This is a genomic window from Pseudomonas sp. NPDC086278 (assembly GCF_050280905.1).
Lineage (GTDB): Bacteria > Pseudomonadota > Gammaproteobacteria > Pseudomonadales > Pseudomonadaceae > Aquipseudomonas.
This window is the reverse complement of sequence record NZ_JBNNWE010000014.1, coordinates 28,552-51,772: the sequence shown is the minus strand read 5'-3', so window position 1 is coordinate 51,772 and position 23,221 is coordinate 28,552. Positions and strand designations below refer to the sequence as shown.

General features: G+C 62.8%; 10 protein-coding genes. 4 read left to right on the top strand and 6 right to left on the bottom strand.

All coding sequences use genetic code 11. From position 1 onward, the window contains the following. Positions 1 to 52 precede the first annotated feature (52 nt). Genes ACQKP4_RS06730 through ACQKP4_RS06710 form a run of 5 tightly spaced genes read right to left on the bottom strand, consistent with a single transcriptional unit; the run spans position 53 to position 6,321 of the window. Complete coding sequence (locus ACQKP4_RS06730) at positions 53 to 850, bottom strand: enoyl-CoA hydratase/isomerase family protein (protein WP_427631560.1); 798 nt, start codon at positions 848 to 850, stop codon at positions 53 to 55. After that, positions 847 to 2,004 carry a citronellyl-CoA dehydrogenase gene (gene atuD / locus ACQKP4_RS06725; protein ID WP_427631558.1) on the bottom strand — a complete coding sequence of 386 codons (1,158 nt, stop codon included), beginning with the start codon at positions 2,002 to 2,004 and terminating at the stop codon, positions 847 to 849. Before atuD ends, ACQKP4_RS06730 begins: the two co-directional genes overlap by 4 nt. Positions 2,005 to 2,028: 24 nt before the next feature. After that, positions 2,029 to 3,645 carry a geranyl-CoA carboxylase subunit beta gene (gene atuC / locus ACQKP4_RS06720; protein ID WP_427631556.1) on the bottom strand — a complete coding sequence of 539 codons (1,617 nt, stop codon included), beginning with the start codon at positions 3,643 to 3,645 and terminating at the stop codon, positions 2,029 to 2,031. Positions 3,646 to 3,648: 3 nt separating this feature from the next. Next, positions 3,649 to 4,518 carry an SDR family oxidoreductase gene (locus ACQKP4_RS06715; protein WP_427631554.1) on the bottom strand — a complete coding sequence of 290 codons (870 nt, stop codon included), beginning with the start codon at positions 4,516 to 4,518 and terminating at the stop codon, positions 3,649 to 3,651. A gap of 12 nt (positions 4,519 to 4,530) precedes the next feature. Then, entirely contained in the window at positions 4,531 to 6,321 is a 1,791-nt protein-coding gene (locus ACQKP4_RS06710) for an acyclic terpene utilization AtuA family protein (RefSeq protein WP_427631613.1), read from the bottom strand. A 190-nt stretch (positions 6,322 to 6,511) separates the two neighbouring features. Here ACQKP4_RS06710 and ACQKP4_RS06705 point away from each other — a divergent pair, with 190 nt between their 5' ends. The 3 genes from ACQKP4_RS06705 (at position 6,512) to ACQKP4_RS06695 (ending at position 9,141) form a co-directional block, all read left to right on the top strand. Then, positions 6,512 to 7,138, top strand: coding sequence for a TetR/AcrR family transcriptional regulator (locus ACQKP4_RS06705; RefSeq protein WP_427631552.1), 627 nt, complete (start codon positions 6,512 to 6,514; stop codon positions 7,136 to 7,138). A 95-nt stretch (positions 7,139 to 7,233) separates the two neighbouring features. Beyond that, a complete protein-coding gene (locus ACQKP4_RS06700; RefSeq protein ID WP_427631551.1) occupies positions 7,234 to 8,028 on the top strand; it encodes a substrate-binding periplasmic protein in 795 nt (264 codons plus the stop codon). A gap of 99 nt (positions 8,029 to 8,127) precedes the next feature. Then, positions 8,128 to 9,141 (top strand): GNAT family N-acetyltransferase, encoded by a 1,014-nt coding sequence (locus ACQKP4_RS06695; RefSeq protein ID WP_427631549.1) that lies wholly within the window; start codon positions 8,128 to 8,130, stop codon positions 9,139 to 9,141. A 126-nt stretch (positions 9,142 to 9,267) separates the two neighbouring features. On the opposite strand, the gene ACQKP4_RS06690 is transcribed toward ACQKP4_RS06695, so the two are convergent. Continuing rightward, positions 9,268 to 9,816 (bottom strand): RNA polymerase factor sigma-70, encoded by a 549-nt coding sequence (locus tag ACQKP4_RS06690; protein WP_149661803.1) that lies wholly within the window; start codon positions 9,814 to 9,816, stop codon positions 9,268 to 9,270. 374 nt (positions 9,817 to 10,190) lie between these two features. Between ACQKP4_RS06690 and ACQKP4_RS06685 the strand changes: the two genes are divergently transcribed. Beyond that, positions 10,191 to 23,174 carry a non-ribosomal peptide synthetase gene (locus ACQKP4_RS06685; RefSeq protein ID WP_427631546.1) on the top strand — a complete coding sequence of 4,328 codons (12,984 nt, stop codon included), beginning with the start codon at positions 10,191 to 10,193 and terminating at the stop codon, positions 23,172 to 23,174. Positions 23,175 to 23,221 lie beyond the last annotated feature (47 nt).

Below are 23,221 nucleotides of genomic sequence, written 5' to 3'. Positions count from 1 at the left end.
CTCTCAAGTTATGCGGTGAAAGTGCTCGCGAAGAGGCGTTCCGAAGAAGCGTTCAAGAGGCCCACCCCGGTTTACGCTTTTGCACAAAAGCCATCGTTCCCTCGATCCCTTCCGCGCCGCTGACCGCTTCGCCGAACCAGTGCGCGGCCTCATCCAGCAACGCATCCGAGGGTTGCCCGGCACTCGCCAGCAGCAGTTTTTTGGTCGCCGCATTCGCCGCCGGCGCGCAACACAGCACATGGGCGAGGATTTCATCCAGCCGCTCGGCCAACGCTTGCGCGTCGTGCTCGACAAAATGCACCAGCCCCAGGTGCAGCGCCTGAGTACCGTCGAACCGCGCCGCCGTCAGCGCCAGTCGACGCGCCTGAGTCAAACCGAGGCGCTGCACCACGAACGGCGCGATCTGCGCCGGCAGCAAGCCAAGGCTGGTTTCCGGCAGGCCAAATTGCGCCAAGTGATCAGCCAGGGCGACATCGCTGACGCAGGCCAGACCCAATCCGCCGCCGAGCACCGCGCCTTGCAGCACGGTGATCACCACTTGCGGCGCGTGTTGCATTTCTTGCAGCAGCGCCCCGAATACCCGGTTCAAGTCGCGGTGGGCGTCGGCGCCCTGCGCCCGTGCATTGGCCATGTCCTTGATGTCGCCACCGGCACAGAAATGCCCGCCGGCACCGCTGATCACCAGCGCCCGAACCGTGCGGTCATCGCTGACCGCCGCCAGCACCGCACGCAGTTCGGCAACCATTTGCAGGCTCATCGCGTTACGGCTTTGCGGGCGATTGAGGGTGATGTGCAGCACGCCGTTATGCGCTTCGAGCAGCAACGTCTGGCACTCAGGGAGGCTGCTCATTTCTTTTTCCCCGGCAAAATGCCCATCAGTTTGCAGATGATCCCCAGCATGATTTCGTCGGCGCCGCCGCCGATCGACACCAGCCGCACATCGCGGTAAGCCCGGGCCACAGGGTTGTCCCACATGAACCCCATGCCGCCCCAATATTGCAGGCAACTGTCACTGACTTCACGGCCAAGGCGTCCGGCCTTGAGTTTGGCCATCGATGCCAGCCGCGTGACGTCCTGACCTTTGATGTACTGCTCGGTGGCCTGATAAACCAGCGCCCGCAGGCATTCGATTTCGGTTTGCAGTTCGGCCAGGCGAAAGTGAATCACCTGGTTATCGATCAGCGCATTGCCGAACGTCTTGCGCTCCTTGCAGTACTCGATGGTGCTGTCGACGCAGTACTCCAGGCCCTTGATCATGTTCGCCGCGCCGAACAGTCGCTCTTCCTGAAATTGCAGCATCTGCATCATGAACCCCGCGCCTTCATGGCCGATGCGGTTGCGCTGCGGCACGCGCACGTTGTCGAAAAACACCTGGGCGGTTTCCGAACTGCGCATGCCGAGTTTGTCCAGGTGCGAGCTGAGGCTGATGCCCGGCGTGTTCATCGGCACCATGATCAGCGATTTGTTGACGTGCGGTTTGTCGTCCGAGGTGTTGGCCAGCAGGCAGATGAAGTCGGCGCTCGGCGAGTTGGTGATCCACATCTTGCTGCCGTTGATCACGTAGTCGTCGCCGTCCTTGCGGGCGGTGGTCTTCAAACCGGCCACATCGGACCCGGCGCCGACTTCGGACACGCCGATGCAGCCCACCTGCTCGCCGGTGATGGCTGGCCGCAGGAACTCTTCACGTAATTCATCCGAGCCGAAACGCGCCAGCGCCGGTGTGCACATGTCGGTCTGCACGCCGATGGACATCGGAATCCCGCCGCAGTGAATGGTGCCGAACTCTTCGGCGGCGACAATCGAATAGCTGTAATCGAGCCCCATGCCGCCGAATTTTTCCGCTTTGGAAATCCCCAGCAGCCCCAGTTCACCGGCCTTGCGGAAGATCTCGTGGATCGGAAAACGCCCGGCCTTTTCCCATTCTTCTACGTGTGGATTGATCTCGTGATCGACGAATTGGCGAACGGTGCGGCGCAGTGCTTCGTGTTCCTGGGTGAAGATCATTTTTATTGTTCTCCTAAGGCCGGGCTAGAACCGGGCGACACCAAAACTGTTGGTTTGCAGCGGCCGCACGTCGGCCTCATGGCAGATGTCCAGCAAGTAACCGAGCAAGGTGCGGGTATCGCGCGGGTCAATCAGGCCGTCGTCCCACAGGCTGGCGCTGCCATAGAGTGCGGTGGACTGGCTGTCGAGTTTCTGCGCGGTGACCTGTTCGAGCATGTCGAGCATTTTTGGATCGGGCACCAGACCGTCCTTGAGCTGCTTGGCTTCGGTGACGATTCGCAGCACCTTGCCCGCCTGCGCGCCGCCCATCACTGCCGTGCGGCTATTGGGCCAGGCGAAGATGAAGCGCGGGTCGAGACCGCGACCGCACATCGCATAATTGCCGGCGCCGTAGGAGCCGCCGACGACAATCGTCAGTTTCGGCACCCGCGCATTAGCCACCGCTTGAATCATCTTCGCGCCGTGCTTGATCACGCCTTGTTGCTCGGACTCGGTGCCGACCATAAACCCGGTGGTGTTGTGAAAGAACAGCAGCGGGGTCTGGCTCTGGTCGCAAAGCTGAATGAACTGTGCAGCCTTGCTCGCACCTTTGGGCGTGATCGGGCCATTGTTGCCGATGAAGCCGCAGGCGCGGCCCTGGATTTTCAAGTGGCCGCACACGGTCTGCTGATCGAACTCGCCTTTGAATTCGAGGAAGTTCGAGCCGTCGGCGATCCGCGCGATGATTTCGCGCACGTCGTAGGGTTTTTTCGGGTCATCGGGGATCAGCCCGAGCAACTCGTCGATGGGGTAGAGCGGTTCCTGCCAATGGCGCTCGGGTAACCAGGACAACTGATCGTTCCACGACAACAGGCTGACAATTTCGCGCACCTGACGCACGCCATCGGCATCGTTCTCTGCCAGGTATTCGGCGGTGCCGGCGGTTTGCGCGTGCATCTCGGCGCCGCCCAGTTCTTCATCGGTGGCGACTTCCCCGGTCGCGGCCTTGAGCAGCGGCGGCCCGGCCAGAAACAGCTTGGCCTTGCCGCGTACCACCACCACGTAATCCGACAACCCCGGCTGATACGCGCCGCCCGCCGTGGCCGAGCCATGGACCACGGTAATTTGCGGCAAACCCATGGCCGACATCCGCGCCTGATTGGCAAAAGTGCGCGCGCCTTCGACGAAAATGTCCGCCGCGTAATTCAGGTTGGCGCCGCCGCTTTCGGCAAGGGTGATGACCGGGAGTTTGTTTTCCATGGCGATCTGTTGCAGGCGCAGGGACTTTTTCAAACCGCTGGGGGAAATGGTCCCGCCCTTGATCGCGCTGTTGTTGGCCACCACCAACACGCGAGCGCCGGACACGTAGCCGATGCCGGCGATCAAGCCGCCACCGGCCGAGCTGCCGTCCTTGTCGTCGTGCAATTTGTAGCCGGCCAGGCTGGCCAGTTCGAGAAACGGCGCGCCGGGGTCGAGCAGCAGGCCAAGACGCTCACGGGGCAGTAATTGGCCGCGCTTTTCGAACTTGGGCTTGGCGTCGGCGGCCTTGTTCAGCAGGTTCTGTTCGAGCTGACGGACGTGCTCGATGCCGGTCAGCATCGCGGCACGATTCTGGGCGAACTGTTCGCTGAACGGGTCCACTTGCGACTCAATCACCGGCATGGCTTATTCCTTGTCCTTGAGCACGTCTGGCAAGTAGGCGCGGTGGAAGCCGTTGTACGACTCGCTGTTCGTGGCCTTGTGAATCGGCCACGCCCGCCCGCCGAGGCTGGCCGCACCGTCGATGCGCAAGGTGCTGCCGCTGACAAACGCAGCGGCCGGACTCAGCAGAAACACGATCGCTGCGCTGACCTCCGATTCGGTGCCGATACGTTTGAGCGGCACGTGCTCGCGCAAGGTTGGAATCACCGCTTTGAACGCACCTTCATAAGTGTCCATGCCACTGGAGGCGATCCAGCCCGGGGCCACGGCGTTGACCCGCACCCCGGCGTAACCCCATTCGAAGGCGGCGGTCTTGGTCAGGTTGTCCATGCCCGAGCGCGCCGCGCCGGAGTGGCCCATGCCGGGCATGCCGCCCCACATGTCGGCGAGCATGTTGACGATGCTGCCGCCGTGCTTGCTCATGGATTGGTTGAACACTTCCCGGGCCATCAGGAAACCGCCCACCAGGTTGGTGCGCATCACGGTTTCGAAACCTTTCTGATTGATCGAGGCCAGCGCCGAGGGAAACTGGCCGCCGGCATTGTTGACCAGGCCGTGAATCGGGCCGTGCTCGCGGATCAGTTCGCTGACCAGATGCTTGACCGCTTCTTCCTCACGGATGTCGCAGGTCTTCCAGTCAGCCTTGCCGCCGTCTTCGGCGATCTCGGCGGCAACGCTTTTGAGTTTGTCGGCCTTGCGGCCGATCAGCAGCACGTGGGCGCCGAGGGCGGCCAGTTCGTGAGCGGTGCAACGGCCGATGCCGCTGCCGCCCCCGGTGACAATGATGGTTTGGCCAGCAAACAAATCGTGTTTGAAGATCGAATCGTAGGCCACGGCGACAGTCCTCTAGTTGACCTGGTCGGCGATGCTCTGGGGCACCGGAATCTGGATATCCAGCAGCTGCTGGGCGAAGGCTTTGCCTTGCGGGTCAATCCGCAGGCTGGCCACGCCACCGCCGCCGAGGGCATTTTCCAGGAGGAAATTAAAGCTCTGAGTGCCCGGCAAATACCAGCGCTCGACGCGCCCGTGAACCGGGTCGAGAACGTGGCGCATCCAGTCGACGATCACCTCCGGGGTCAGCGCTTCGGCGATCCACGGCAGGTACTCGGGCTCGCGGGCCATGACGCCGATATTGCTGTGATTGCCCTTGTCGCCGGAGCGGGCGACCGCCAGTTTGATCAGCGGCACGCTGGCGTCGGCCAGGCCCGAGGGTTGGGGCGGAGCAAAAGGCAGGGGCAGATCGGCGGCGTTCAACACATCGACGGCGGGCAGGGCGCAGGCATGGCGTTCACCCGCCAGGTCGATTTCGAGCGTGCAGGCGGATTTGTCGATCAGGAAGGAAAACAGGCGGATCAACGGATACACGGTGGGGCGTCCGCCGACAATGCCCGTCAGGCCAGGCGCCATGCCGGTGGCGGCCTGGGCGATTTCCCGGGAGAACACGATCAACGCTTGCTTGTCCGGATGGCGTACGGCGAGTTTGATCACCACTTCACGGCTGTCCTGGCGTTGCCCGTGCGGGCCGTAAGTCGCTTCGCTGCCGAGCAGTTCGATGTTCACTTCACTGTAGGGCGGCCAGCCGCGCTGGCTGAAGATTTCCGAGGTTTTGTTGATGATCGCCTGGCTGACCCGGCGCGCCTTGTCGACCGCATCGATGCCGGCCATCAGGCAACTGGCGGTACAGCGAAACCCGTCCAGGTAGGTGGCGCTGACCTTGTACTGGTCCGTCGGCGGCAAGCCTTTGGCGCCGTGAACCTGAACCGCGTTCTTGCCTTGCTGCACCAGTTTGACCTGGGAGAAATCGCAGACCACATCCGGCAGCAGGTAGGCTTGCGGGTCGCCGATTTCATAAAGCATTTGCTCGCCGACGGTCAGGGGTGTGACCAGGCCGCCGGAGCCTTCGGGTTTGCTGACGATGAACTGGCTGTCGGCGCCGACCTCGACAATCGGGAAACCGATGTGTTCGTAGTCGGGCACGTCGCGCCAATCGGTGAAGTTGCCACCGGTGCACTGCGCGCCGCATTCGATGATGTGGCCGGCCAGTGCGGCCTGGGCGAGTTTGTCGTAATCGTCCCAGGACCAGCCGAACTCATGCACCAGCGCGGCACTGACCACGGCGCTGTCGACCACGCGCCCGGTGATCACAATGTCCGCGCCCAAACGCAAGGCTTCGACAATGCCTGGCGCGCCGAGGTAGGCGTTGGTCGACACGCACATCGGCGGCAAGGGCGCGCCACTGAACATTTCTTCAAGGCCAAGGCCGCTCAGCCGATTGAGCTGCGGTTGCAGGTCGTCGCCCAACAACACGGCGATTTTCAGCGCCACCCCGGCCTTGTCGCAGGCCGCTTGCAAGGCAGCGGCGCAGGCTTGCGGGTTGACCCCGCCGGCGTTGCTGATGACGCGGATCCGCTGTTCGGCAAGTTGCCCCAGCAGCGGGCTCAGGACTTCGATGAAATCCCCCGCATACCCGGCCTGCGGGTCTTTCAGCCGTGCGCCGGCCATGATCGACAGGGTGATTTCGGCCAGATAGTCGAACACCAGGTAGTCCAGGCGTCCTCCGGCCACCAACTGCGTGGCGGCGGTGGGGGTGTCGCCCCAGAACGCGCTGGCGCAACCGATGCGAATTGTTTTGGGCACAGTCAACGGCATAACCACCTCCGACAGAAGTGTGTCGAGACTACCAAGCAAGCGCTTGGTTTGTAAACGTTTGAAATATCTTCAGCCCAAGCGCTTGCTTGGTCGTCGTTGCCAGCTTAAATTGCCCGCGCAACTCCGCTGTTTTGGCGGCGAGCGGCGCATTTGACTGATCGACTGCAGGAGAGAACGGGTGGACGAGCAAAAAGCCCTGAGGGTGATGCGCGAATTGGTCGACGCCGGCCAATTGACCGACCCCGACAGCGCTCGCGGCAAACTGCTGCAAGTGGCGGCCCACCTGTTTCGCAACAAAGGCTATGAGCGCACCACCGTGCGCGATCTGGCCGGCGCCGTGGGCATTCAGTCGGGGAGCATTTTTCATCACTTCAAAAGCAAGGACGAGATCCTGCGCGCGGTGATGGAGGAAACCATTCGCTACAACACCGCGTTGATGCACGCGGCGCTGGCAGATTCGGGCAACGTGCGCGAGCGTGTCCTGGCGCTGATCCGCTGCGAATTGCAGTCGATCATGGGCGGCAGCGGCGAGGCCATGGCGGTGTTGGTGTATGAGTGGCGTTCGCTGTCCGAGGACGGCCAGGCACAGGTGCTGGCGCTGCGCGATATCTATGAAGAACTGTGGTTGCAGGTGCTCGGCGAAGCCAAGGCCGGGGGGCTGATTCGTGGCGACGTATTTATTACCCGGCGCTTTCTGACGGGTGCGCTGTCGTGGACCACAACCTGGTTTCGACCGGATGGCAGCATGAACATCGATCAACTGGCCGAGGAAGCCCTGATTCTGGTGCTGGAGGAAAAACACTAAGGGGGTTTACGGAGCCGAAGGAAACTGGCTAAGTGGCCGAAACCGCCTAGCTTGAGTGCATTGATGCGTATTTTTTTGGGGAGTGGGTTGTTTTGATGTATTCGCCAATATGGACGGCTTCGCGGCTTCTGCTGGCGTCGCTGGCGGCGTTCAGTGTATTGCCCTCCCAGGCGGCGCAGCTGGTGCGGATCGGTGCCGCACATTTCCCGCCCTACACCGTGCGCCCGGAGTCCGGTGCCGACACGGGCCTGCTGCCGCAATTGGTCGAGGCCCTCAATCAGTCGCAGCACGACTACCAGTTCGTGCTGGTGCCCACGTCCATTCCCCGGCGCTTCGGTGATTTCAAGCAGGGCCGGGTCGACATGGCGATCTTCGAGAACCCCGACTGGGGCTGGAAAGAAATCCCGCACACCAGCGTCGACATGGGCCTGGAGGACGCGGAGATCTTTGTCGCGCAACGGACACCGGATCGCCAGCAAGACTATTTTGCCGACCTGACCGGCAAGCGCCTGGCGCTGTTCAGCGGCTACCACTACGAGTTCGCCAACTTCAATGCCGACCCCAGGTTCCTCGCGCAAAACTACAACGCGACGTTGACCTATTCCCATGACAGCAACTTGCTGATGGTACTGCGCGGGCGGGCGGACATTGCCCTGGTGACGCGTTCCTACCTGAGCGACTACTTGCTGCGCAATGAAAAGGTCGGCGATCAACTGCTGGTGTCGCAACGCATCGATCAGGTCTATCACCATTACGCGATCCTGCGTCCGCTGGCGCCGATCAGCGGTGAAGCGTTTGGCAAGTTGCTGCAAGGATTGCGCGACAACGGCCAGATGCTGAAGATTTTCGATCCGTACAAGATCGCTATCGTGCCGGTGCCCCGCACCTGAACAGTGCCGCAGGTCATGTCATTCGTGACTTTGCTTAAATTTTTCCGCCCGGCTCACGTCACCTCGTTGAACTGTCGACGATTATCGTGAGCCCGACCCATGCCCAATCTGAATGACCTGACTGCCCTGGCCCTGCCGACGGGGCGCCGTCTTGTAGCGGATGAAACCGAACACCGACTCAGCCTCAGCCTCGACGGGCAGCCGCTGATCACCGTGCGCCTGACTCGTGAACCGCACATGCACCTGCAAATCGAAGAACGGTTCGCTGCGCCTGACAGTCAGGCCATCGGGTGTGTCTGTTATTGGCTGTTCGCCCGAGACCCGGCGTGCCAGCGCCTGACATTCCACCTTGAAACATCGCCCGTCGATGCGTTGCGCAGCGGTTTGTTGATCGGCACCGACACCGCTGGCCAATACCGCTGCGAGCGCACGATGTTCTGGCAATTGCCTCAGCCCTGGCTGGGCCAAGCGCCGGCAGCCAGTTTTCCGCAGCAGATGCTCATCAGTAACGGCAAGCGCCATCCGCTGCGACCGGTAAAGCCGCGCGGTGAAGTCTATCGGCGTTTCGACGCCCGCCTCGGTGCGTGGATTTCGTTGCGCACGGTGGACATCGAACTGGACCTGGAGCGCTTCAATCGCTGGCAGAACAACCCGCGCGTGGCGAGTTTCTGGCAGGAGGAAGGCAGTCTCGAACAGCACCGCGAGTACCTCGGCAAACTCGATGCCGACCCACATACCTTGACGTTGATCGGCTGTTTCGATGATCAGCCGTTCGCTTACTTCGAAGCGTACTGGGCCAAGGAAGACCGCATTGCGCCGTTCTATGACGCCGACAACTACGACCGTGGCATTCACATGCTGGTAGGCGAAGAAAACCATCGTGGCCCGCACAAGGTGGCGAGTTGGTTATCGGCGTTGGTGCATTACCTGTTTCTGGATGATCCGCGCACTCAACGGGTGGTCGCCGAGCCGCGCGCCGACAACGCGAAGATGATCGGGCATATGCAGGGGCAAGGGTTTCATTGCGAGAAAGAATTCGACTTCCCGCACAAGCGTGCGGCGTTGATGGCGTTGGGGCGTGAGCGGTTTTTTGATCGGTGCACGTTGTCGTGATGCCTGGGGCTCAAGATCCATTGCGGTCTTGAGCCCGCCAGCGTCGGTCGCCGTTCCCACAGGATTTTCGTTGACCCTGCGGGAGCGCGCTTGCTCGCGATGGGGGGCGACGGAAAATTTCCGGTCTTAACGGCGGGCGAAGGTATCTGCGCGACTGCCCGACACCTTGCGGCAATGCACCAGCGCATCGCGAATCATGAAGTTCACCAGCGTCGGCGAAACCCCCAGTTCCTTGGCGATGTCCTTCTGCGGCACGCCGTGCAGGCGGTACATCTCGAAGGCATAGCGTGTACGGCTCGGCAGCTCCGTCAGCGCATCGGCAATGTGTTCAAGTGTCGAGAAATTGATGTGCGAGGTTTCCGGCGAAGCACCCTGAATCACCACGTTCAGACCTTCCTCTTCAGGACCCGAATATTTCAGCTCCAGCGCCTGCTTGCGGTAGTGGTCGATCGCCAGGTTACGCACGATCTGGAACAGGTAACTGAGCTGGGCCTTGATGGAGGACGTGATCTGCGGCGCTGATTGCAGGCGGAAAAACGCATCTTGCACCACGTCTTCGGCACGCGACCGGCAGCCCGTAATGCGCGCTGCGATTTTGACCAGAATCAGCCGGTTATCGACAAAAGCCTGAAGTAGCGGTGAATCGCACCTGCTTGTGGATACTTGTTCCGTCATGGAAATCACCTTGCTGCAAATAGGGTTGCGGGACGTCAAGAGTTTCGGAGGCGTCCTACACATCGAGCGACAAATTATGTTGAATGATAATGATTGTCAATTGAGAAATAGAATTAATGCGCCATTCGGGTGCGATTTGAGAACTGCGACACGCTGCCGCAGTGCAGCCCCGTTGGCGATCACGTCTTGCCGACTAATTATTTCAAGACGTCATCCGTTCTCATTGGTGAATGGTTCCGGGCGTGCGTCCCGGCCATAACCGCATTCCCAATGCCTTGCGCGGTCGGCGAAGACCGCGTCTTGCATGCCCCCCGACAGGGCATGACGTTAGAAAACCGATTCCATTTGCAAGCCGAATTCAGGCAGGAAACCTCATGACCGACGCGTTCGAACTCCCAGGCACCCTGGTCCAAGCCCTCCAGCGCCGCGCGGCACTGACGCCGGATCGGGTGGCCTTGCGGTTTCTCGCCGACACCCAGGATCAGTCGGTGGTGCTCAGTTACCGCGAACTGGACCAGCGCGCCCGCACCATTGCCGGCGCGTTGCAGGCCGGGACGGACCTCGGCGATCGCGCCGTGCTGTTGTTTCCCAGCGGACCGGATTACGTCGCGGCGTTTTTTGGTTGCCTGTATGCGGGCGTGATTGCGGTGCCGGCCTATCCGCCGGAGTCGGCCAAGCGTCATCACCAGGAACGGCTGCTGTCGATCATCGGCGATGCCGAACCGCGCCTGTTGCTGACCAGCGCCGACCAGCAAGCCGCGTTGCAGCACATCGAAGGCGCGCCGCCGCTGCTGTGCGTCGACACGCTCGACCATTCGCTGGCCGACCATTGGGTCGAGCCAATGCTTGAAGACGATGACATCGCCTTTCTGCAATACACCTCCGGTTCCACCGCGTTGCCAAAAGGCGTGCAAGTCAGTCACGGCAATCTGGTCGCCAACGAGCTGTTGATTCGCCACGGTTTTGGCATTGATCTGAACCCTGACGACGTGATCGTCAGCTGGCTGCCGCTGTACCACGACATGGGCCTGATCGGCGGTCTGTTGCAGCCGATTTTCAGTGGCGTCCCCTGCGTGTTGATGTCGCCGGCCTACTTTCTCGGCCGGCCATTGCGCTGGCTGGAGGCGATCAGCGAATACGGCGGCACCATCAGCGGCGGCCCGGACTTCGCCTATCGACTGTGCAGCGAACGGGTCAGCGCAGCGGCGCTGGAAAAACTCGACCTCAGCCATTGGCGCGTCGCGTACTCCGGTTCCGAACCGATTCGCCTCGACACCCTGGAACGTTTCGCCGAGAAATTCGCCGCGTGCGGTTTTACCCCGGACAGTTTCATGGCGTCTTACGGCTTGGCCGAAGCCACGCTGTTCGTGGCGGGTACGCGCCGTGGCCACGGCATCGGCAACCTGCGCGTGGACGACCAGGCATTGGCACAGAACCGCGCCGAGACGGGCGAGGGCAGCGCGATCATGAGTTGCGGGATCAGCCAGCCGGACCACGCGGTGCTGATTGTCGAACCGGCGTCGCTGAGCGAATTGGCCGCCAACACCGTCGGCGAAGTCTGGGCCAGCGGCCCCAGCATCGCCCACGGTTATTGGCGCAACCCGCAAGCCAGCGCCGAGACGTTCGTTCAGCACGCCGGTAAAACCTGGCTGCGTACCGGCGACCTGGGGTTCATGCGTGACGGTGAACTGTTTATCACCGGGCGCCTGAAAGACCTGCTGATCGTTCGCGGGCACAACCTCTATCCGCAAGACATCGAGCAAACCGTCGAGCGCGAAGTCGAGGTGGTGCGCAAAGGTCGCGTCGCCGCGTTCGCGGTCACGGTCGACGGTCAGGAAGGCATCGGCATCGCCGCCGAAATCAGCCGCAGCGTGCAGAAAATCCTGCCGCCCGAGGCGCTGATCAAGGCCATTCGCCAAGCGGTGGCCGAGGCGTATCAGCAAGCGCCAAGCGTGGTGGTGCTGCTCAATCCGGGCGCGCTGCCGAAGACCTCCAGCGGCAAGCTGCAACGCTCGGCGTGCCGCAATCGCCTCGCCGATGGCAGCCTCGACAGCTACGCCCTGTTTCCGTCGGAGGCGAGCGAAAACGAACGCGGCAGCGCATCGGCGTCCGAACTGCAAACCCTGATCGGCCGGATCTGGTGCGAGCATTTGCAGGTCAAACAAATCAAGGCTGACGAGCACTTTTTCCTGCTCGGCGGCAACTCCATCGCCGCCACTCAAGTGGTCGCGCGCCTGCGTGAAGAACTGGGCCTGGAATTGAACCTGCGCCTGCTGTTCGAAGCGCCAACCCTCGGGGCATTTACCGCTGCGGTCGCGCAGCTGCAACACGACGGCGGTCTGGCCCAAGGCGCGATCACTGCGCTGTCACGCAGCGAAGCGCTGCCGCAATCGCTGGCGCAAAACCGTTTGTGGATCACCTGGCAACTCGACCCGCAGAGCAGCGCCTACAACATTCCTGGCGCCTTGCGCTTGCGCGGCGAGCTCGACGAAGAGGCGTTACGCGCCAGTTTCCAGCACCTGATCGAGCGCCACGAATCCCTGCGCACGCGCTTCTTCGAACGCGACGGCGTGGCGCTGCAACAGGTCGATGCGGCGGGTGAATTCAACCTGCAACGCATCGACATCAGCGACTTGCCCGCCGCCGAGCGTGAAGCCCGCGCGCAGCAGATCCGTGAAGACGAGGCCTGCACTCAATTCGATCTGGAGCAGGGCCCGTTGCTGTGGGTAACGCTGGTTCGGCTTGGCGACGAAGAACATCAACTGCTGGTGACGATGCACCACATCATCGCTGACGGCTGGTCATTGAACGTGCTAATCGACGAGTTCTCGCGCCTGTACGCAGCAGCGTCCCAAGGCGAAACAGCCGCATTGGCGCCGTTGCCGACGCACTACGCCGACTACGGCAGCTGGCAGCGCCAGTGGCTGGCGCAAGGCGAGGGCGAGCGGCAACTGGCGTACTGGAAAGCGCAATTGGGCGAGGAACATCCGACCCTGAACCTGGCCACTGACCACCCGCGTTCGGCGCAACACCTGCACAGGGCCGCGCGCCACACCGTGCGTCTGGACGCGACCTTGAGCGATGCCATTCGCCAGACCGCCCAGGCTCATCAAGCCACCTCGTTCATGCTGTTGCTCAGCGCGTTCCAGAGCCTGTTGCACCGCTACAGCGGTCAGCGCGACATTCGCGTCGGGGTGCCCAACGCCAACCGTCCGCGCCTGGAAACCCAAGGGCTGATCGGCTTCTTCATCAATACCCAGGTCTTGCGCGCCGAGGTCGATTCGCGGCTGCCGTTCGTTGAACTGCTGGCGCAAACCCGTCTGGCGGCGATGGGCGCGCAAGCGCATCAGGACCTGCCGTTCGAGCAACTGCTGGAAGCGTTCCCGCAGGCACGCGAACAAGGGCTGTTCCAGGTCATGTTCAACCATCAGCAACGGGATTTGAGCGCACTTCGGCGCCTGCCCGGTTTGCTCGCCGAAGAGCTGCCGTGGCACAGCCGCGAAGCCAAGTTCGACCTGCAATTGCACAGTGAAGAAGATCGCAACGGTCGCCTGAGCCTGTCCTTCGACTACGCCAGCGAACGGTTCGACGCGGCCAGCATCGAGCGTCTGGCCGTGCATTTCGGCAACCTGCTGCGCGCCGTTTGCGACCAACCAGAGGCCGCCATTGGCGACCTGCCACTGCTGAGCCCGAATGAACACGAGCAGCAATCCTCGTGGAGCGCCTCCCCCTGCGAACCGGCCAGTCAATGGCTGCCGGAGCTGCTCAACGAACAGGCGCGCCTGACCCCGCAAAGCGTCGCGCTGATGTGGGACGGCGGCAGCCTCGATTTCGCCGAACTGCACAGTCAGGCCAACCGCCTCGCACATTACCTGCGCGACAAAGGCGTCGGCCCGGACGTCTGCGTGGCCATTGCCGCCGAACGCTCGCCGCAACTGCTGATCGGCCTGTTGGCGATCATCAAGGCCGGTGGCGCCTACGTGCCGCTGGACCCGGATTACCCGGCGGATCGCCTGGCCTACATGCTCGGCGACAGCGGCGTCGAATTGCTCCTGACGCAAACCGGATTGCTTGAACGCTTACCGGCCAGCAACGGCGTCAGCGTGATCGCCATGGACGCGCTGCACCTGGAAAACTGGCCGAGCCACGCGCCCGGTTTGCACCTGCACGGCGACAACCTCGCTTATGTGATTTACACCTCCGGTTCCACCGGCCAGCCGAAGGGTGTCGGCAATACCCATGCGGCGCTCGCCGAGCGTTTGCAATGGATGCAGGACACCTACCGCCTGAACGACAGCGACGTGCTGATGCAAAAAGCACCGATCAGTTTCGACGTGTCGGTGTGGGAGTGCTTCTGGCCGCTGATCACCGGCGCACGCCTGCTGCTTGCCGGCCCTGGCGAACACCGCGATCCGCACCGCATCGCGCAACTGGTCCGGCAATTCGGCGTGACCACTTTGCACTTCGTGCCGCCGCTGCTTTCGCTGTTCATCGACGAACCGCTCAGCACCGACTGCACCAGCCTGCGCCGCGTGTTCTCCGGTGGTGAAGCGTTGCCGGCGGAACTGCGCAATCGCGTCCTGCAACAGCTGCCCGCCGTACAACTGCACAACCGTTACGGCCCGACCGAAACCGCAATCAACGTCATCCACTGGCACTGCACCACGGCCGATGGCGAGCGCTCGCCGATTGGCCGGCCATTGGCCAACGTCATCTGCCGCGTGCTCGACAGCGAGCTCAACCCGCTGCCGGCCGGTGTGCCGGGCGAACTGTGCATCAGCGGCATCGGTCTGGCACGGGGTTATCTGGGCCGTCCGGGCCTGACCGCCGAACGTTTTGTGGTCGATCCGCTGGGTGAGCAGGGCGCACGCTTGTACCGCACCGGCGACCGCGCGCGCTGGACCGACGATGGCGTGATCGAGTACCTCGGCCGTCTCGATCAGCAAGTCAAATTGCGCGGCTTTCGCGTTGAACCCGAGGAAATCGAAGCCCGGTTGCTGGCGCAGGACGGTGTCGCGCAAGCCGTGGTGCTGGTGCGCGAAACGGCCGCTGGCGGCCAGTTGATCGGTTACTACACCGCGACCGAAAACGACGAAGCCGAAGACCTGCAAAGCGCACGCCTGAAGACCGCACTGGCGGCCGAGCTGCCGGAGTACATGGTCCCGGCGCAACTGATGCGTCTGGAACAAATGCCCTTGAGCCCGAGCGGCAAACTCGACCGCCGCGCCTTGCCTGCGCCGCAATGGCAGGTGCGCGAGCACGTCGAACCGGTCAGCGCACTGGAGCAACAGATCGCCGGCATCTGGCGCGAAGTCCTGGGCCTGGCGCAGGTCGGGCTGCGCGACGATTTCTTCGCCCTCGGCGGTCACTCGCTGCTGGCCACGCAAATCATCTCCCGCACCCGTCAGGCCTGCGACGTCGAATTGCCGCTGCGCGCGCTGTTCGAAAACAGTGAACTGGGTGCATTCGCCGAACAGGTGCAACGGCTCCGGGCCAGTGGCGACACCAACAAACAGCCGCCAATCGAGAAAGTCGACCGCAGCCAACCGGTGCCGCTGTCCTATTCCCAGCAGCGCATGTGGTTCCTCTGGCAGATGGAGCCGGACAGCCCGGCCTACAACGTCGGTGGCATGGCGCGCCTGCGCGGGGCGCTGGATGTCGGGCGCTTCGAGGCGGCGCTGCAAGCGCTGATCCAGCGTCACGAAACCCTGCGCACCACGTTCCCGAGTGTCGACGGGGTGGCGCAACAGCGGGTGCATGCGCACACCGGGATGCGCCTGGACTGGAAGGACTTTTCCGCGCTGGAAGCCGACACCCGCGAACAGAACGTCCAGCAACTGGCCGACGCCGAGGCGCACAAACCCTTCGATCTGGAGACCGGGCCGCTGCTGCGCGCCTGTCTGGTGAAGACCGCCGAGCACGAACACTATCTGGTGTTGACCCTGCACCACATCGTCACCGAAGGCTGGGCGATGGACATCTTCGCCCGGGAACTGAGTGCGCTGTACGAAGCGTTCGTCGATGACCGCGAATCGCCGCTGCCGCCGTTGCCGGTGCAATACCTGGATTACAGCGTCTGGCAGCGTCAGTGGCTGGAGTCTGGCGAACGTCAGCGTCAGCTCGACTACTGGACCGCGCAACTGGGCCGCGAACATCCGCTGCTGGAATTGCCGGCCGACCGTCCGCGTCCACCGGTGCAGAGCCATCAAGGCGAACTGTTCCGTTTTGACCTGAGCGATGACCTCGCCGCCCGCGTTCGTGCGTTCAATGCGCAAAACGGCCTGACCCTGTTCATGACCATGACCGCCGCGCTGGCCGTGCTGCTTTATCGCTACAGCGGCCAGACCGATTTGCGCATCGGCGCGCCGGTCGCCAACCGGATTCGCCCGGAAAGCGAAGGGCTGATCGGTGCGTTCCTCAATACCCAGGTGCTGCGTTGCCAGCTCGACGGGCAGATGTCCGTCGGCGAATTGTTCGAGCAGGTTCGCCACACGGTGATCGAAGGCCAGTCCCATCAGGACTTGCCGTTCGATCATTTGGTCGAAGCGTTGCAGCCACCGCGCAGCGCCGCCTACAACCCGTTGTTCCAGGTGATGTGCAACGTGCAGCGCTGGGAGTTCCAGCAAAGCCGCACCCTCGCCGGCATGACCGTCGAATACCTGGCCAACGATGCGCGCGCGACCAAGTTCGACCTCAACCTGGAAGTCACGGACCTCGACCATCGCCTCGGTTGCTGCCTGACCTACAGCACCGATTTGTTCGACGAGCCGCGCATTGCGCGCATGGCCGGGCATTGGCGCAATCTGCTGGAAGCGCTGCTGGCCGATCCGCAACAGCGCCTCAGTGAGTTGCCGTTGCTGCACGCCACGGAACAGCAAGACCTGTTCGACAGTCTCGGCGTGGAACCCGGCGAACATCGCCTCGACCAATGCATTCATCACCTGTTCAGTGAGCAAGCGCTGGCGCGCCAAGAGGCACCGGCCCTGACCTTTGCCGGGCAGACCCTGAGCTACGCCGAACTAGACAGCCGCGCCAATCAACTGGCCTGGATGCTCCGTGAGCGCGGTGTCGGGCCGCAGGTTCGCGTCGGCCTGGCGCTGGAGCGTTCGCTGGAAATGGTCGTCGGCTTGTTGGCGATCCTGAAAGCGGGCGGCGCGTACGTGCCGCTCGACCCGGAATACCCGCTGGATCGCCTGCATTACATGATCGAAGACAGCGGCATCGGTTTGCTGCTCAGCGATGCGCCGATGTTCAAGGCCCTCGGTGAATTGCCACCGACCGTGGATCGCTGGTGCCTGGAAGATGACAGCGCCGAACTGGCCAATTACCCGACCACGGAGCTGCCGTTTATCAGCCTCGCGCAGCATCAGGCGTACCTGATTTACACCTCGGGCTCCACCGGCAAACCGAAAGGCGTGGTGGTGTGCCACGGTGAAATCGCCATGCATTGCCAAGCCGTGATCGAACGTTTTGCCATGCGCCCCGACGACTGCGAATTGCACTTCTATTCGATCAACTTCGACGCTGCCACCGAGCGCTTGCTGGTGCCGCTGTTGAGCGGTGCGCACGTGGTGTTGCGCGCCCAGGGCCAGTGGGACGCGCAGGCCATCTGCGGGCTGATCCGTCGCCATCACATCAATATCCTCGGCTTCACCCCAAGCTACGGCAGCCAGTTGGCGCAGTGGCTGGCAACCCAGGGCGAAACATTGCCGGTGCGCATGATCATCACCGGCGGTGAAGCGCTGACGGGCGAACACTTGTCGCGGATTCGCGCGGCGTTCAAGCCGAGCGTGTTTTTCAACGCCTACGGGCCGACCGAAGCCGTGGTCATGCCGCTGGCAAGTCTGGCGCCCGAGCAACTTGAAGAAGGGCTGGGCAGTGTGCCGATCGGCAGCGTGATCGGCGCTCGCGTGGCTTACATTCTCGACGCCAACCTGGCGTTGGTGCCGCCAGGCGCGACCGGCGAGTTGTACGTCGGCGGTGCCGGGCTGGCGCAGGGTTATCACCAGCGTGCGGGCATGACCGCTGAACGTTTTGTGGCGGACCCGTTCGCCGGCAATGGCGGGCGCATCTACCGCACCGGCGATCTGGTGCGTCAGCGCGCCGATGGTCTGGTGGAATACCTCGGGCGCATCGACCATCAGGTGAAGATCCGTGGTTTCCGGATCGAGCTGGGCGAGATTGAAACCCGTCTGCTGGAACACGCATCGGTGCGTGAAGCGGTGGTGTTGGCCCTTGATGCGCCAAGCGGAAAACAACTGGTTGGCTATCTCGTCACCGAAGTCGCCGAACAGGACGAAGCGCAACAGGCCGCGCTGCGTGAGGCGTTGAAAGCGCATCTGAAATCGCAGCTGCCGGACTACATGGTGCCCACGCAGCTGATCCTGCTGGCGAGCATGCCACTGACCACCAACGGCAAACTGGATCGCCGCGCATTGCCGGCGCCAGACTCGGAGTTGAACCGTCAGCAGTACGTGGCGCCGAGCAACGAGCTTGAGCTGACGTTGGCCGGGATCTGGTGCGAAGTGCTGAACGTGGCGCAAGTCGGCCTCAACGATAACTTCTTTGAACTGGGTGGCGATTCGATCCTGTCGATTCAAGTGGTCAGCCGCGCACGGCAGCAGGGTATTCATTTCAGCCCGCGTGATCTGTTCCAGCACCAGACCGTGCAGACCTTGGCGGCTGTGGCGACGCGCACCGAGCAGATCACCGCCGAGCAAGGTTTGCTCGCTGGCGAATCGCGTCTGACGCCGATTCAGCACTGGTTCTTCGACACCGACATTCCCGAGCGTCAGCACTGGAACCAGTCGTTGCTGCTGGAACCGACCGAGGCGCTACAACCGCATCGGCTGGAGCACGCGTTGCTGGCGGTGATCGCGCAACATGACGCCTTGCGCCTGCGCTTCAGCGAGACGGCGGGGCGTTGGCAAGCCGAGCACCAGGCGGTGTCCGATGCACCGGTGCTGTGGCAAGTGCGTGTGTCGTCGATGGACAAATGCACCGCGTTGTTTGCCGATGCGCAACGCAGCCTCGACCTTGAGCACGGGCCGTTGCTGCGGGTGTTGTTGGTCGATGGCCCGGAGGGGCAACAACGGTTGTTCATCGCCATTCACCATTTGGTGGTGGACGGCGTTTCGTGGCGGGTGCTGCTGGACGATCTGCAAACGGTTTACCGTCAGCTCGACGCGCAACAGGCGGTCAGGTTGCCGGCGAAAACCAGCGCGTTCAGGGACTGGGCGGCGCGTTTGCAGGCTTACGCCGGCAGCGAATCCTTGCGCGAAGAACTGAGCGGGTGGCAGGCGCAACTGGCCGGGCCGGCGGCTGAATTGCCGTGCGAGCGTCCACAGGGCGGCCGGCAGAATCGTCACGCGCAAACCGTCAGCGTGCGTCTCGATCCCGAGCGAACCCGGCAATTGCTGCAACAGGCGCCGAGCGCCTACCGCACGCAGGTCAATGACCTGCTGCTGACCGCATTGGCCCGCGTGGTGTGCCGCTGGAGCGGCCACGAGTCAACGCTGATTCAGCTCGAAGGCCACGGCCGCGAAACCCTGTTCGACGACATCGATCTGACGCGCACCGTAGGTTGGTTCACCAGCGCCTATCCATTACGCCTGACGCCGGCGAACGGGCAGGGCGACTCGATCAAGTCGATCAAGGAGCAACTGCGCTCGGTGCCCCACAAAGGCCTGGGTTACGGGGTGCTGCGTTACCTGGCCGACGGCATCAGCCGGCAGACCATGGCCGCGTTGCCCGTGGCGCCGATCACCTTTAATTACCTTGGCCAGTTCGACCAGAGTTTTGGTGTTGACGCGTTGTTCCGCCCCCTCGATGAAGCGGTGGGCGCGGCCCACGATCCGCACGCGCCGCTGCCCAACGAGCTGAGCATCGACAGTCAGGTCTACGGCGGTGAACTGGTGCTGCGCTGGACGTTCAGCGCCGAACGCCATGACGCGCAAACCATCAGCGACCTGGCGAACGCCTACGTCGGCGAACTGCAAAGCCTGATCGAACATTGCTTGCAGGCCGACGCCGGCGGCCTGACGCCATCGGACTTCCCGCTGGCCAGGCTGACGCAGACGCAACTGGATGCGCTGCCCATTCCAGCCGCCGCCATCGAAGACGTCTACCCGCTGACTCCGATGCAGGAAGGCATGCTGCTGCACACCTTGCTGGAACCGGGCACCGGCCTTTATTACATGCAGGATCGCTACCGCATCAACAGCGAGCTCGACCCGCAACGTTTCGCCGAGGCCTGGCAAGCGGTGATCGCCCGTCATGAAGCCCTGCGCGCCTCGTTCTGCTGGAACGTCGGCGAAGACATGCTGCAAGTGATCCACAAACCGGGCAGCACACCCATCGAGTACCTCGACTGGACCGCCATCGCCGATGCCGAGCAAGAGCCGAAGCTGCAAACGCTGCTGAAAAACGAGCGCGAAGCCGGGTTCGATCTGCTCAATCAGGCGCCGTTCCACCTGCGCTTGATCAAGGTCGGCGCGGCGCGTTACTGGTTCATGATGAGCAACCACCACATCCTGATCGATGCCTGGTGCCGTTCGCTGTTGATGAACGATTTCTTCGACATCTACACCGCCCTCGGCGAAGGTCGCGACGCGCAACTGGCCGTGGCGCCACGTTATCGCGACTACATTGGCTGGCTGCAACGCCAGAGCCTGAGCGAGGCGCGGCAGTGGTGGAAAACCAACCTGCAAGGCTTCGAGCGGACCACGCCGATCCCGAGCGACCGCCCGTTCCTGCGTGAACATGCCGGCGACAGCGGCGGCATGATCGTTGGCGACCGCTACACCCGCCTCGATGCCCGCGACGGTGCGCAATTGCGCGAACTGGCGCAGGCGCATCAGTTGACCATCAACACCTTCGCCCAAGCGGCCTGGGCCTTGGTGCTGCGCCGTTTGAGCGGCGATCGCGACGTGTTGTTCGGCGTCACGGTGGCCGGGCGTCCGGTGGAAATGCCGGAGATGCAACGCACCGTCGGCCTGTTTATCAACAGCATCGCGCTGCGGGTGAAAATGCCCCAGGACGACGAACGTTGCAGCGTTCGCCAGTGGCTCAGTGGCTTGCTCGACAGCAACATGCAACTGCGCGAGTACGAATATTTGCCGCTGGTGAGCATTCAGGAAAACAGCGAATTGCCCAAAGGCCAGCCGCTGTTCGACAGCCTGTTCGTGTTCGAAAACGCGCCGGTGGAGGTCTCGGTGCTGGACCGTGCGCAAAGCCTTAATGCGACCTCGGATTCGGGCCGCACCCACACCAACTTCCCGCTGACGGCGGTGTGCTATCCGGGCGATGACCTGGGCTTGCACCTTTCGTACGACCAGCGTTATTTCGACGAGTCGACGGTCGAGCGCATGCTCGGTGAGTTCAAGCGCCTGCTGCTGGCGCTGGTCGATGGCTTCCATGGCGACATGGCCGATTTGCCGCTGCTGGGGGCCGAGGAGCAGGACTTCCTGATCCACGGCTGCAACCAGAGTGAGCACCCATACCCGCTGGAAAAAAGCTACGTCGAGTTGTTCGAAGCGCAAGTCGCGTTGCATCCGCAGCGGATTGCCGCCAGTTGCCTCGACCGGTTGCACAGTTATGTCGAGCTGAACCAGCGCAGTAACCGCCTCGGCCATGCGTTGATCGCGGCCGGTGTCGGCCTGGATCAGCCGGTGGCGTTGCTGGCCGAGCGCAACCTCGATCTGCTCGGCATGATCATCGGCAGCTTCAAGGCCGGCGCCGGTTACTTGCCGCTGGACCCGGCGCTGCCGAGCCAGCGTCTGAGCCGGATCATCGACCTGAGCCGCACGCCGTTGCTGGTCTGCACGCAAGCGTGCCGCGAGCAGGCCGTCGCGTTGCTGGAAGCCTTCGGCGGTGCCAATCGACCGACGCTGCTGGTCTGGGAAGAGGTGCAGGCGAGCGATGCCTCGGTGCAAAACCCGGGCGTCTACAGTGCAGCGGACAACCTCGCGTACGTGATCTACACCTCCGGCTCCACCGGTTTGCCCAAAGGCGTGATGGTCGAACAACGCGGCATGCTCAATAACCAGTTGAGCAAGGTGCCGTACCTGAACCTGAGTGCTAGCGATGTGATCGCGCAAACCGCTTCGCAAAGCTTCGATATCTCGGTGTGGCAGTTCCTCGCCGCACCGCTGTTCGGCGCGCGAGTCGACATCGTGCCGAACACCATCGCCCATGATCCGCAAGGCTTGCTGGCGCATGTCTCGGCGCAAGGCATCAGCGTGCTGGAAAGTGTGCCGTCGCTGATTCAGGGCATGCTTGCCCAGGAACGCATGAGCCTCGACGGTCTGCGCTGGATGCTGCCGACCGGTGAAGCGATGCCGCCGGAGTTGGCGCACCAATGGCTGCTGCGTTACCCGGAGATCGGCTTGGTCAACGCCTATGGTCCGGCGGAGTGCTCGGACGACGTGGCGTTCTTTCGCGTTGATCGGGCGTCGACGCGCGGCAGCTATTTGCCGATTGGCACGCCGACCGACAACAACCGTTTGTACCTGCTCGATGGCGCGCTGGAGTTGGTGCCGTTGGGCGCGGTCGGCGAGTTGTGTGTGGCCGGCACGGGGGTGGGGCGTGGTTACGTCAGCGATCCATTGCGCACGGCGCAGGTGTTTGTGCCGAACCCGTTTGGCGCACCGGGCGACCGTTTGTATCGCACTGGCGACCTGGCCCGTCGGCGCAGCGATGGCGTGCTCGAATACGTCGGGCGCATCGACCATCAAGTGAAGATTCGCGGCTACCGCATCGAACTGGGGGAAATCGAAGCGCGTCTGCACGAGCAACCGGAGGTTCGCGATGCGGCGGTCGGCGTGCAGGAAGGCGTGAACGGCAAGCATTTGGTTGGCTATTTGGTGGCGGCGGATTCGCCACTGAATCCGAGCGAACGCCTGGAACGCATCAAGCAACGTCTGCGTGCCGAACTGCCGGAATACATGGTGCCGTTGCACTGGTTGTGGCTGGAGCGGATGCCGCTGAACGCCAACGGCAAGCTGGATCGCAAAGCGCTGCCGGCAGTGGAGATCGGCCAGTTGCAGAGCCAGGATTACCAGGCGCCGGGCAATGCGCTGGAGCAGACGCTGGCGGATATCTGGGCCGAGGTGTTGAAGGTCGAGAAGGTCGGTGTGCGCGACAACTTCTTCGAGTTGGGCGGGCATTCGCTGCTGGCGACACAGATTGCGTCGCGGGTGCAGAAAGCGCTGCAACGCGATGTGCCGCTGCGGGCGATGTTCGAGTGCAGCACGGTGGCGGAACTGGCCGATTACATCGAGGGGCTGGCGGCGAGTGATATCACCGAGGAGAAGGTCGATCGCCTGAATGACCTGATGGCGGAGCTGGAGGGGCTGTAGTTCTGCGGCGCCTGTGATGCGCCCTTCGCGAGCAAGCGCGCTCCCAC

Coding starts and splice junctions, on each gene's coding strand:
- ACQKP4_RS06730 (WP_427631560.1), bottom strand. CDS start 850: ATGAGCAGCCTCCCTGAGTGCCAGACGTTGCTGCTCGAAGCGCATAAC.
- atuD (WP_427631558.1), bottom strand. CDS start 2,004: ATGATCTTCACCCAGGAACACGAAGCACTGCGCCGCACCGTTCGCCAA.
- atuC (WP_427631556.1), bottom strand. CDS start 3,645: ATGCCGGTGATTGAGTCGCAAGTGGACCCGTTCAGCGAACAGTTCGCC.
- ACQKP4_RS06700 (WP_427631551.1), top strand. CDS start 7,234: ATGTATTCGCCAATATGGACGGCTTCGCGGCTTCTGCTGGCGTCGCTG.
- ACQKP4_RS06695 (WP_427631549.1), top strand. CDS start 8,128: ATGCCCAATCTGAATGACCTGACTGCCCTGGCCCTGCCGACGGGGCGC.
- ACQKP4_RS06690 (WP_149661803.1), bottom strand. CDS start 9,816: ATGACGGAACAAGTATCCACAAGCAGGTGCGATTCACCGCTACTTCAG.
- ACQKP4_RS06685 (WP_427631546.1), top strand. CDS start 10,191: ATGACCGACGCGTTCGAACTCCCAGGCACCCTGGTCCAAGCCCTCCAG.